Here is an 11049-nt window from a genome sequence, read left to right on the forward strand (position 1 = left end):
CCGCCTAGATTGGGGGCAACGAAACTTCAGGAGAAGCCGATATGGCCACCGTCAATGTCACCGATGAAAGCTGGAAAACCGATGTGCTGGAAAGCGACAAGCCTGTGCTGGTCGATTTCTGGGCCGATTGGTGCGGCCCGTGCAAGATGATCGCCCCTGCGCTGGAAGAAATCAGCGAAGAGCTGGGTGATGCTGTCACCATCGCCAAAATGGACATCATGGAAAACACCGGCGTGCCCGCCGATATGGGCGTGCAATCGATCCCGCTGATGGTGCTGTTCAAGAACGGCGAAGCGGTCGCGCGCAAGGTTGGCGCGGCCCCCAAAAGCCAGCTTAAAGAATGGCTTGAAGGCGAGATTTGAGTAGGTGGGGCGCTTGCGGCTTAGGCTTGCAGGCGCCCCACAAATTCGTCCCACAGCTGCGGGCTTGATGCGCCGAGCAGGCCTTTGAAGTCGCCGCTCTCGCCGTGCTGGTCGACGCGGTATTCGCTGCCGTCGAGCCGCGCGGCTTTTCCGCCTGCTTCGTTGAGCCACAGCACCCCTGCGGCGTGATCCCAGGCGAGCGTGCGCTTGAAGCTTGAGATGTCGTTCTCGCCCAGCGCGAGCCGCGGATATTGCTCGGCGGCGCAGCGCGGAATGTCGACCAGCGTGTAGTGCGGCGCGAGTTTTTCATCGACCATTGCGCGCTGATCTTCGGTCAGGAATTGCTTGGCAACGGCGGTGACTGGCTGTGCCTTTCCCGTGGTGCGCGCGGTGATTTTCTCGCCATTCACGAACGCGCCTTCGCCCGCTCTCGCATGGCAGAGCCGGTCGCTGTTCGGATCGTAGAGCCAGCCTGCAACCGCCTTTCCGGCATCGGCGAGCGCGATGATGATGCCGAACGGGTGCTTGCCTTCGGTGAAGTTGGCGGTGCCGTCGAGCGGGTCGATGATCCAGCATTGCTGTGACAGATTTTCGAGCACCGATGCGTCGGCGGCCACCGCTTCCTCGCCAACGACAGCCACGCCGGGTGCGAGCTTGGAGAGCGCTTCGGTAAGGAAGCTCTCGACCTCGCGGTCCACCACGGTGACCGGATCGTCCTCGCCCTTCATCTCGATCTCGTCATCGGCCAGCGCGCGGAAACGCGGCAGGATCGAGCGCTGCGAAGCGAAGCGGAAAAGGTCGCGGATTTCGGCGTCCAAGGGCGATAGCTCGCTCACGAACGATAATCCGCGTTGATCGAGATATAGCCGTGGGTGAGGTCGCAGGTCCAAACCGTCGCCCGGCCTTCGCCCATGCCGAGTTCGACGGCCAGGTCGATCTCCTGCCCCTTGAGGTGTTCGGCAACAGGCGCTTCGTCATAGTCATCGACCGGTAGGCCGTCGCGCGCGGACCAGACGCCTCCGAAAGCGATGGAGAGCTTGTCGCGGTCCGCCGGTTCGCCTGCCTTGCCCACGGCCATGACGACGCGGCCCCAATTGGCGTCTTCGCCCGCAATCGCGGTCTTCACCAAAGGCGAGTTCGCAATGGTCAGGCCGACGCGGCGCGCGCTGTCATCGCTCACTGCGCCTGAGACGCGAATTGTGATAAACTTGCTTGCCCCTTCGCCGTCGCGGACCACCGACTGAGCCAGCTGGCGGCACATATCGGAGAGCGCAGCGGCGAATGCGTCGGCTCCCGGCGAGTCCCATCCTTCGATCCGCGCATGTCCAGCCTTGCCGGTCGCGAAGGCGAGAACGGTGTCGCTGGTCGAGGTGTCGCCATCGACGGTGATGCAGCTGAAACTTTGCGAATTGGCGCTGGCGAGCAGGTCTTGCAGGAAGGCCGGAGCCACATCTGCATCGGTGAAGATATAGCCCAGCATCGTCGCCATATCGGGCGCGATCATGCCGCTACCCTTGATGATCCCGCACAACTCAACCCGCGTGTCACCCACCATCGCCGAGGTGTGCGCACCCTTGGCGAAAGTGTCGGTGGTGGCGATTGCCTCGGCGGCGTCCTGCCAGCTGCAATGTTCGGCGGTGAGCGCCGCCGCCACGCCTTCGCGCGCTTTGTCCTTGGGCAAGGGCACCCCGATCACGCCGGTGGAGGAAACCAGAACTTCGCGCGGGCTGCAGCCGATATGCTGCGACACCTGATCCATGATCTGTTCGACCGCTTCGCGCCCGCGATAGCCGGTGAAAGCGTTGGAATTGCCCGCATTGACGATCAGCGCGCGCGCCGTGCCTGATTTCACTTGCTCGCGGCCCAGCTCAACCTCGCTGGAGGCGCAGGCGCTTTGGGTAAAGACGCCCGCAAGCGCGGTGCCTTCGTCGAGTTCGACATAGGTCAGATCGGCGCGGTCCCAGTCTTTATACCGCGCCCGCGACACGCGCTGATGCACGCCGGAAATCTGAGGCATATCGGGAAAGGGCAGGGCCAGCGGGGAGGTTTCGAGTTCCATGGTGAGAGCCGCCTTAGGATTGCGCCAGCGCCTAGTAAACGCTGCTTTGCTAGCCAGCCTTGCAAAAAGCGGCCTGCGCGGTGGACGAAGCCGCGCAATTGCACTATCTAGCTGCGCATCATGATGCCGCGTCATCTTCTTGCCCTGTTTGCGCTCTTTAGCGGACTCGCTGCGCTCCACGCGCCAGCGCAGGCCTGCGCGGTGCAATCGGTGGTGCAGGATGCGCGTTCCAGCACCTCTTCGGGTGAGGCATCGGCAAGGGCGGCAAGCGCCTGTTCAGAACATGCCCACGAGCGATCGAAGAAATGCACTTCGCGTGAGCGCCGGCGGACATGGTCGTGGCTGCCCAGCTGGCTGCGTCCTGGCGTAATTGTCGGAAGCGACCGCGCGCTCGAATAGGGCGCCAACCTATCGCATTTTTCCGTTTCAACGCGTGAGCGATCAGCCGCGCGGCACCCCCTACACATATCCGTGATTTTTTCAGGCCCCGCGCGCATGCGCCGCCTCGATTTCAACGCATTTTCAAGGCCCTAACGTCCTATGTTCAACAAGCTCGTCAAATCCGTCTTTGGTTCCTCCAACGACCGCTACGTCAAATCGCTCGGCAAAGTCGTCGACAAGATCAACGCGCTTGAGCCGATGATCCAGCAGCTGAGCGACGAAGCTCTGCAAGCGCAAACGAGCAAATTTCGCGAGCAGCTCGACAATGGATCGACGCAGGAAGACATTCTGCCAGAGGCCTTTGCCACCGTGCGCGAGGCTTCGATGCGGGTGCTGGGCATGCGCCACTTTGACGTGCAGCTGATCGGCGGGATCGTGCTCCAGCGTGGCGAGATTGCCGAAATGCGCACGGGTGAAGGCAAGACCCTGATGGCGACGCTCGCCGTCTATCTCAACGCGATTGAGGGCAAGGGCGTCCACGTTGTGACGGTCAACGATTACCTCGCCCGCCGCGACGCCGAATGGATGGGCCAGCTCTACACATGGCTGGGCCTGAGCGTCGGGGTGATCGTGCCGAACATGGACGAATTCTCGAAGCGCGACGCCTACAATGCCGACATCACCTACGGCACGAATAACGAGTTTGGCTTCGACTATCTGCGCGACAATATGAAGCACGACCGCCGCCAGATGGCGCAGCGTCCCTTCAACTTCGCGATTGTTGATGAGGTCGACTCGATCCTGATCGACGAAGCGCGAACCCCGCTGATCATCTCCGGCCCGACAGAGGACAAGTCCGACCTCTATGTGAAGCTGGATGAAGTCGCCAAGGAAGTGCCCGAGGAATGGTACGAGAAGGACGAGAAGACCAAGAACATCCAGTTCAACGAAGAGGGGCTGGATGCGATCGAGAGGATGCTCGAAGACAAGGGCCTGCTGGAAACCGACAACCTCTATGATGTCGAGAACACGCAGGTCGTCCACCACCTCGACCAGGCGATGAAGGCGGTTCACATGTTCCACCGCGACGATCATTATATCGTCAAGGATAACAAGGTCGTGATCATCGACGAGTTCACCGGCCGGATGATGGACGGGCGGCGCTGGTCAAACGGTCTGCATCAGGCGGTTGAGGCCAAGGAAGGCGCCAAGATTGAGCCGGAAAACCAGACCATGGCCTCGATCACGTTCCAGAACTATTTCCGCATGTATCCCAAACTGTCGGGCATGACCGGCACGGCGGCGACCGAAGCGGCGGAGTTTTGGGACATCTACAAGGTCAATGTTGTCGAGATCCCGACCAACGTTCCGGTCCAGCGGATCGACGAGGAAGACGAGTTCTACAAGAACACGATCGACAAGTTTCAGGCGATTGCGAAGTCGATCGCGGAAAAGCAGGCCATCGGTCAGCCGATCCTGGTCGGCACCGTCTCTATCGAAAAGTCCGAGCTGCTCAGCCAGTTCCTCGACAAGGAGGGCGTGAAGCACGAAGTCCTCAACGCCCGCCAGCATGAGCGCGAGGCGCACATTGTCGCGCAGGCGGGCCGTCTTGGTGCGGTCACGATCGCCACCAACATGGCGGGCCGCGGGACCGATATTCAGCTGGGCGGTAACGTCGAATTCCGGATCGAGGATGAACTCTCCGAAATGGAAGACGGCCTCGTCAAGGACGCCGAGATCACCCGAATCAGGGAAGAAGTCGCCGCCGAACGCGCGAAAGTGCTCGAAGCGGGCGGTCTGTTCGTCCTCGGCACAGAGCGCCATGAAAGCCGCCGGATCGACAACCAGCTGCGCGGCCGCTCGGGCCGTCAGGGCGATCCGGGCCTTTCGCGCTTCTACCTGTGTCTCGAAGACGATTTGCTGCGCATTTTCGGCCCCGACACGCTCTTTGCCAAGATGATGAACTCCAACCTCGAAGACGGCGAGGCCATCGGGTCCAAATGGCTCTCCAAAGCCATCGAAACCGCGCAGAAAAAGGTCGAGGCTCGCAATTACGACACGCGCAAACAGGTCGTCCAATACGACGATGTGATGAACGACCAGCGCAAGGTGATCTACGAACAGCGCTCCGAAATTATGGACAGTGAAACGGTCGACGATGTCGTGGTGGATATGCGCCACGACACGATCCAGTCGGTCATCGCCGCCAGCTGCCCTCCCGGTTCGTATCCCGAACAATGGGATATCGAGGGGCTGAAGGAGAAGCTGCAAGACGTCTTTGCCATCACCCCTCCCATCGACGACTGGATGGAAGAGGACGAGGTCCATCAGGAAATCTTCGAAGAGCGCATTCGCGCCCAGACCGACGCAATGATGGAAGCCAAGGTGGCCAAATACGACCTCGCGCTTTGGCACGGTGCTGAAAAAAAGGAATTGCTCAAACTGCTCGACTTCCACTGGAAGGAGCACCTCGCCACGTTGGATGCCTTGCGCCAGGTTATCTGGATGCGCGGGATCGCGCAGAAGCAGCCGATCAACGAGTACAAGCAGGAGGCATTCGGCCTGTTCGAGACGATGCTCGCAACACTGCGTGAAGATGTCACCAAGGTCTTGTTCATTGGAGAGTTGCAGGAAGTTCACCCCGCACCCGAAGCCTTGCCCGACCTGCCAGACTTCCTCACCGGCCATATCGACCCGCTCACCGGGCTCGACAATTCGGCCGATGGCGACGGATCGGCGGAGCGGCCCGAACTGTTCGGATCGCTTGCAGGCAGCCCGCGCGCGGCCTTCGGTCCGGGCGGGGCCAATCCTGAGAACCCCTATGCGGGTATGTCTGTGAGCCGGAACGCGCCGTGCCCATGCGGTTCGGGCAACAAATACAAGCATTGCCACGGAGCCGCAGGCGCGCGCACCACTGCTTGAATGTCGGCCTGATATCGCTCGTAAGGTGAGGAGTTACGCGCAATGCCGTTGATCGTGCTCCTTGCCGCCGGGTTCTTCATCACCGCGCTGCTCTATGCCAGCGTCGGCTTTGGCGGGGGATCGACCTATGCCGCGCTGCTGGCGCTGTCGGGGCTCGATTACCGGGTGCTGCCGATGGTGGTGCTGGCCTGCAATATCGTGGTGGTGGCCGGATCAAGCCTGCGCTTCGCCCGCGCAGGGCTGACCCCGTGGAAGGGCGCGCTGCTGCTCACCGCGCTGGCTGCACCGGCGGCGTTTCTGGGCGGGTTGTTCCAGATCGACGAGCGCAGCTTCATGGCTCTCTTGGGCGGCTCTCTGGTGCTGACCGCCGCGACGATGCTGATCCCTGTCGGTGACCAGACGGAGGGTGAGGCTGGCTCACTCGCGCGCTATATGCCGCTTGTGGCTGTGCCGATGGGCTTTCTGGCCGGCGTGGTCGGGATCGGCGGAGGCATCTTCCTCGCCCCACTTCTACACCTCACCCGCTGGGCAGGCCCCCGCGCCATCGCAGCGACCACCAGCTTCTTCATCCTCGTAAACTCGCTCTTCGGCCTGGCCGGACAACTCGCCAAGAACGGCGCTGCGACTTTCACCGGCGCCATCTACGAAGCGCTCCCGCTGCTGATCGCAGTGGTGCTGGGCGGCCAGATCGGCAGCCTGCTGGCGGTGAAGTTCCTGCCCCTGCGCTGGATCAGATGGCTGACCGCAGTGCTGGTGCTGGTTGTGGGGGTGCGGTTGTTGGTGGGGGGCTAGGCGAATCTACGCTTGGGTTCTCGAGATCGCTTTCACGAAAAAGGAACTCAGTCGCTGGACCGGCTAAAATACCAAGCGCAAATGCAAATAAGGCCAGAAGTAGTTTTGAGGTGATAGGGTAACGGTCCTCAAATGGGTCGGGTTTTGGCGCAGTCCACCCGGCTTTATGAAGTGCCACTCGATTTCTTAAGTCGGAAATAATCTTCGGCACCCGATTCACATCAACGCCTGACGGTCCTTCACTGCCCCGCCACATCATTTCATCAGCTCGATAGGTTGCATCGCCTAGCTTGAGTGGAATCTGCTCAATCGCGTAGTCGTGCAGCCGATACCAGATCTTGCGCCGCGTGCGGATCGCCTTTCCTAGCTCGTCAAGCAAAGAATCGATCTTCTCGACGGAGATTTTATCCAATGCTTCCAGAGACTTCTGGACGGCTACAGATCCACCTATATTTCCGCTGATTCCAAGTTTGGTTTGGATATCACGGCATTCAAGGAACCACTCGGTATATATGTCGCCGAGGTAGTGATCTACTCGCAAGCGTCCAATGCGTTCTTCGTCAGAGCGTATGCTCTTGTGATCACTAATCGTCGGAACGGATGTGTCTTTAGCCATTCAACCCTCCTTGAGGGGAAGACGTAAAATGGCTCCCCGAGTTGGATTCGAACCAACGACCAAGTGATTAACAGTCACCTACTCTACCGCTGAGCTATCGGGGAGCAGCTTCCCAAGCGGTATGGAGGGAAGCGAGAGCGCGCGTATATGAGTCGGCGGCGCGCTTTGCAAGGGGGGTTTTGCACCTTTGTTTGTGCATGGGCGCGCGGGCGCGGTTTTGCCCTGCATTCGGGCGGCATTGCACTCTGCTGATGGCGAATGTCGCTTGCACCAGCGCCCCCGCGAGCCAGCTTTTTCCTACACACCCGCGATCCGCTATGAACCTCTCTGCCTCAGCGCCAATTGCGCGGGCACAGATGGAGATTCGCTAAGGTGACACTCAAAGCCGGAAATCTGGGCGTTTTGGCAATAAGCCCAAGCACTTGGGTGGGCGGACGAGTTTTTCAAAAACCCCACTTGCGCGGTCCATGTCAGCCGTCAATTGCGCGGCGTTCAATCGACCGCAAACTGCTCCGATACGATCCGTTCGGCCAGCGACTGGCCGGGATCGAACAGCAGCTCCAGCTCCGATTCAGGCGCGATGCGGACCGTGACCTCGGCGATGTCGCGCACCTCCTTCTGGTCAGCCACCGCCGAGACCGAGCGCTTGGCCGGTTCGAGCACGCGGAACTTGATCGGCATCTGGTCGGGCAGGATCGCACCGCGCCACCGGCGAGGGCGGAACGGGCTGATCGGGGTGAGCGCGAGCATCTGGCTATCGAGCGGCAGGATCGGGCCATTGGCGGAGAAGTTGTAGGCGGTCGATCCCGCAGGCGTCGCCACCAGCACGCCGTCGCCGACCAGCTCCTTGATCCGCACGCGGCTGCCCACGGTGACTTCGATCTTGGCGGTCTGGCGCGTCTCACGCAGCAGCGACAGCTCGTTGATCGCGCGCAGCTGGTGCGTCTCGCCGTCCTGCGTGACGGCCTCGATCAGCAAGGGAGCAATCCGCTTGCCATGCGAACGCTCAAGCCGCGCGAGCACATTGGCGCGCTTGTCGAACCGGTTCATCAGAAAGCCGACCGTGCCGAGGTTCATCCCATAAGCGGGGATAACCCGTTCGGTGTCGAGCATGGCATGCAGGGTCTGAAGCATGAAGCCGTCGCCGCCCAGCACTACGGCGGCTTCGGCCTCTTCGAGCGGGGCCCAGTCGCGCTGTGCCCACAGCATCGAAAACGCCTCTTGCGCGCGCGGGGTTTCCGAGGCGAGCAGCGCCACCTTGGTAAAGCCGTCAGCCGTCTTGCTGCTCTTGTGGTTGCTGTCGCTCGTCTCGGTCACAATTGCGGTCCCCATTCACACCCTCTGCGCGTCTTCGGCTCTGCTGCGGGCAAGAACACGGTTTGTGCCCTGACGCACAAATGTCTACACTCGCCTTCAAAGATGGCAGCGCGCCCCCCAAGACGCCAAAGCACTAGTCTAGTTACTTATCCTGATGTTCCAATTTCGGGCGGATTGCAATTGGGGAGCGCATTACGCGCAATGATCGCTATGAGGCGGGTCGATGAGTAAGGGGCACACTTCTGTTGGCAAGACGCTGCCCGGAAAGCGTTCGGCGTCATTGCGCGGTCCGGTGCGCGGGAGCTTTCCCGGTGTGAAGGCTGCTGCGCTGGAAAGCGATCTGCTGCGCGCGCTCGACCGGCGTGAGATCGAGGTGCTGTTCCAGCCGCAATTCTCGTGCCGCACTGGCGCGGTTGTGGGGGCAGAGGCGCTGGCGCGCTGGCAGCATCCCTCGCTGGGAGAGATCGGCGCGCGCGATCTGTTTGCGGTTGCTGAGCGGGCTGCGCTGGTTGCTCCGCTGTCGCGCCATGTGATTGCGCGCGCGCTGGAGGATGCGGCAGGCTGGCCGGACGAGCTGACGCTATCGCTCAACATCACGCCAGAGGAGCTGGGCGATCCGCGCTTCGCCCACGATTTCGCCGAGCTAATCGGCAAGAGCACCATCGAGCCGACGCGGCTGATGCTGGAGATCACCGAAGACCTGCTGGTGCGCAATATCGAGCAAGCATCGGCGGCGCTCAAGGCATTGCGCGGGCTGGGCTTCCGCACCGCGCTCGACGACTTCGGCGCAGGCTTCTGCAACTTCCGCTATCTGCGCGAATTGCCTCTCGATGCGATCAAGCTCGACAAGATCATGATCGACGGAGTCCCTGCCGATGCCAAGGCGCTGGCGGTGCTGCGCGCGATCATGGAGCTGGCCAAGGCGCTCGAGCTCGACATCTATGCCGAGGGGATCGAGACCGACCTCCAACGCGCGGCGATCATCTCCGAAGGGTGCGATTACTGGCAGGGCTTCCTGCGCGCGCAGCCGATGAAGAGCGACGATGTGATCGCCCTGTCGCAGACCGCACGCGGGGCAGGGCACGGCTAGGTTCAGGGATTGGCGCGAGGCTACTCGGCCGGCACTCCGACAATCGCGATCCGCTTCCCATCCGGGCTGACAGCGATGCGGTTGGCCGAAGCGAGGCCGAAATCGGCGAGGTCGGTGAGGTTCTCCCAGCCGTCCATCCCTTCGCGCCAACGATAGAGCTGCGTCCCCTGGATCTGGAGGATCGAGCCATCGGGTGCCCAGGCGTAGTTGGCGTTGGGTCCGGTGAGGGGGGTAAGCGGACGGATCGCGCGGGTCTCGGGATCGAACTCCTTGATCCAGACTTGCTCATTGGTCTGGCGGTGGACGAAGCTGAAGCGATTGGTGCCGGGGATCAGGTGCGGGGTTGATGGCACCGCATTGCCGGTGATGAAGTGGTAGGCCGGCTCATCGGCGCTAGTGAGCGCGACGTTGAAGCCGTAGCGCGACCAGTAGAGGATATCGCCGCTTTCCCAATTGCGCGCGAAGTATCCGACCGGCTCGGGTACACCCGCAGCCTCCAGCGCCCAGCGCGGTTGGTCCGGCGCATCGCGGTCGAACTGCCAGATCGAATTGCTGCGCTCAAACACCATCGCGACCATCGTGCCGTCGGGCGAGGGCGTGGGTGAGAACTCAGATTCGGGGGTGAAGGTGACTTGCGTGTGCGTGCCGTTTGCGATGTCATATTCCCAGATGTCGGTCTGCGTGCCGTCATCGCGCGAATAGAGGAAGGTCGCGCTGTCGGGTGTGAAATAGGGCTGGTTGTCATAGCCTGCGCGGCCCGTGACATTGGTGCCGCCGGACAGTGCGGCGTCCCTCTGCTCGGCATCGTAATCGAACAGGAAGATCTCAGTTTCGGGGAATGCCGGTGGAGGAGCCTCGTCCTCTTGATCCTGCGCGCTTCCCGGAGCGGCGAGCGCGAGTGCTGCACTAAGCGCAAGGATCGGTCGGAATGTCGGCATCAGTCTCTCCCTAGAAGGTATGGGAGATATCTGTTGCCAAGCGCAGGCGACGTCAAGCTGCGTAAAGCCTCGCTAGAAGTCCCCGACATCGCATTGCAGGCAGACAATCCCCCTGCGCCGCCACATGTCGACGACTTGCTGGCGATCATCCACGGTAAAAACGATGTTCAAACCTTCCGCGAGCAGCCGGTCGAGTATTTCTTCCTTGATGACATGGTCTGCTCTCGAATCCTTATCAGCGCGCATTAGCAAGCGATCGAAAGGGATCTCGTTCCATGCCAGCCATTGCTCAGTCACCTGCCTGAACTTCTCATTCCGGCCGGTTACAAGGATTGGAGCATAGTCCACAGTCCGCCAAAGTGTCTTGTACAAAGCGACGATGGGTTCATTCGGCGTGTCATGACCCATCGCGCCGTTGAACGCTCCCCAGTTGGGCTTCGGCGGTGCGAGATAGGTTCGGCGATGTTCAATATTTGCGAGCGTCCCGTCGATATCGAAGAGAACTGTTTTGACGCGATTGGTGTCAGTCATGGGGTTGCCTCGCAACTGCCCGTGGTGAATTGGATGGGCTC

11 protein-coding genes and 1 tRNA gene are annotated in these 11049 nt (G+C 61.2%); 5 read left to right on the forward strand and 7 right to left on the reverse strand.

Features of this window, described 5'->3' with window-relative positions:
* Nucleotides 1–41 precede the first annotated feature (41 nt).
* Nucleotides 42–362: a thioredoxin gene (gene trxA, locus Q0887_RS03050; RefSeq protein ID WP_299192229.1), complete on the forward strand. Its 321-nt coding sequence runs from the start codon at nt 42–44 to the stop codon at nt 360–362.
* Nucleotides 363–382: 20 nt separating this feature from the next.
* On the opposite strand, the gene Q0887_RS03055 is transcribed toward trxA, so the two are convergent.
* Nucleotides 383–1198 carry an inositol monophosphatase family protein gene (locus Q0887_RS03055; protein ID WP_299192230.1) on the reverse strand — a complete coding sequence of 272 codons (816 nt, stop codon included), beginning with the start codon at nt 1196–1198 and terminating at the stop codon, nt 383–385.
* Nucleotides 1195–2421, reverse strand: coding sequence for a bifunctional glutamate N-acetyltransferase/amino-acid acetyltransferase ArgJ (gene argJ / locus Q0887_RS03060; RefSeq protein ID WP_299192232.1), 1227 nt, complete (start codon nt 2419–2421; stop codon nt 1195–1197). Before argJ ends, Q0887_RS03055 begins: the two co-directional genes overlap by 4 nt.
* 120 nt (nt 2422–2541) lie before the next feature.
* Here argJ and Q0887_RS03065 point away from each other — a divergent pair, with 120 nt between their 5' ends.
* The 3 genes from Q0887_RS03065 to Q0887_RS03075 all read left to right on the forward strand — a co-directional run bounded on the left by Q0887_RS03065 (nt 2542) and on the right by Q0887_RS03075 (nt 6516).
* Nucleotides 2542–2820 carry a hypothetical protein gene (locus tag Q0887_RS03065; RefSeq protein WP_299192234.1) on the forward strand — a complete coding sequence of 93 codons (279 nt, stop codon included), beginning with the start codon at nt 2542–2544 and terminating at the stop codon, nt 2818–2820.
* Between the two features lie 141 nt (nt 2821–2961).
* Complete coding sequence (gene secA, locus Q0887_RS03070; RefSeq protein ID WP_299192236.1) at nt 2962–5724, forward strand: preprotein translocase subunit SecA; 2763 nt, start codon at nt 2962–2964, stop codon at nt 5722–5724.
* A 42-nt stretch (nt 5725–5766) separates the two neighbouring features.
* Nucleotides 5767–6516: a sulfite exporter TauE/SafE family protein gene (locus Q0887_RS03075; protein ID WP_299192238.1), complete on the forward strand. Its 750-nt coding sequence runs from the start codon at nt 5767–5769 to the stop codon at nt 6514–6516.
* Here the strand turns inward: Q0887_RS03075 and Q0887_RS03080 are convergent.
* The 3 genes from Q0887_RS03080 to Q0887_RS03090 form a co-directional block, all read right to left on the reverse strand.
* Nucleotides 6455–7132, reverse strand: coding sequence for a hypothetical protein (locus Q0887_RS03080; protein ID WP_299192240.1), 678 nt, complete (start codon nt 7130–7132; stop codon nt 6455–6457). The two genes, Q0887_RS03075 and Q0887_RS03080, sit on opposite strands and share 62 nt — an antisense overlap.
* 29 nt (nt 7133–7161) lie before the next feature.
* Nucleotides 7162–7236 (reverse strand) — tRNA-Asn (locus Q0887_RS03085).
* Nucleotides 7237–7624: 388 nt separating this feature from the next.
* Nucleotides 7625–8464 (reverse strand): NAD kinase, encoded by an 840-nt coding sequence (locus Q0887_RS03090; RefSeq protein ID WP_299192242.1) that lies wholly within the window; start codon nt 8462–8464, stop codon nt 7625–7627.
* Between the two features lie 208 nt (nt 8465–8672).
* Here Q0887_RS03090 and Q0887_RS03095 point away from each other — a divergent pair, with 208 nt between their 5' ends.
* A complete protein-coding gene (locus tag Q0887_RS03095) occupies nt 8673–9539 on the forward strand; it encodes an EAL domain-containing protein (RefSeq protein WP_299192243.1) in 867 nt (288 codons plus the stop codon).
* Between the two features lie 20 nt (nt 9540–9559).
* Here Q0887_RS03095 and Q0887_RS03100 read toward each other — a convergent pair whose 3' ends face one another.
* Both Q0887_RS03100 and Q0887_RS03105 read right to left on the reverse strand, forming a co-directional pair.
* Entirely contained in the window at nt 9560–10477 is a 918-nt protein-coding gene (locus Q0887_RS03100) for a hypothetical protein (protein WP_299192253.1), read from the reverse strand.
* A 72-nt stretch (nt 10478–10549) separates the two neighbouring features.
* Nucleotides 10550–11008, reverse strand: coding sequence for an HAD family acid phosphatase (locus Q0887_RS03105; RefSeq protein ID WP_299192255.1), 459 nt, complete (start codon nt 11006–11008; stop codon nt 10550–10552).
* Between the last annotated feature and the right edge of the window lie 41 nt (nt 11009–11049).

The organism is uncultured Erythrobacter sp. (assembly GCF_947492365.1).
Lineage (GTDB): Bacteria > Pseudomonadota > Alphaproteobacteria > Sphingomonadales > Sphingomonadaceae > Erythrobacter.

Bases quoted from the DNA above. Each gene is read 5' to 3' on its own strand.
- trxA (WP_299192229.1), top strand. From the start codon at position 42: ATGGCCACCGTCAATGTCACCGATGAAAGCTGGAAAACCGATGTGCTG.
- argJ (WP_299192232.1), bottom strand. From the start codon at position 2,421: ATGGAACTCGAAACCTCCCCGCTGGCCCTGCCCTTTCCCGATATGCCT.
- Q0887_RS03065 (WP_299192234.1), top strand. From the start codon at position 2,542: ATGATGCCGCGTCATCTTCTTGCCCTGTTTGCGCTCTTTAGCGGACTC.
- secA (WP_299192236.1), top strand. From the start codon at position 2,962: ATGTTCAACAAGCTCGTCAAATCCGTCTTTGGTTCCTCCAACGACCGC.
- Q0887_RS03075 (WP_299192238.1), top strand. From the start codon at position 5,767: ATGCCGTTGATCGTGCTCCTTGCCGCCGGGTTCTTCATCACCGCGCTG.
- Q0887_RS03080 (WP_299192240.1), bottom strand. From the start codon at position 7,132: ATGGCTAAAGACACATCCGTTCCGACGATTAGTGATCACAAGAGCATA.
- Q0887_RS03090 (WP_299192242.1), bottom strand. From the start codon at position 8,464: ATGGGGACCGCAATTGTGACCGAGACGAGCGACAGCAACCACAAGAGC.
- Q0887_RS03095 (WP_299192243.1), top strand. From the start codon at position 8,673: ATGAGTAAGGGGCACACTTCTGTTGGCAAGACGCTGCCCGGAAAGCGT.
- Q0887_RS03100 (WP_299192253.1), bottom strand. From the start codon at position 10,477: ATGCCGACATTCCGACCGATCCTTGCGCTTAGTGCAGCACTCGCGCTC.
- Q0887_RS03105 (WP_299192255.1), bottom strand. From the start codon at position 11,008: ATGACTGACACCAATCGCGTCAAAACAGTTCTCTTCGATATCGACGGG.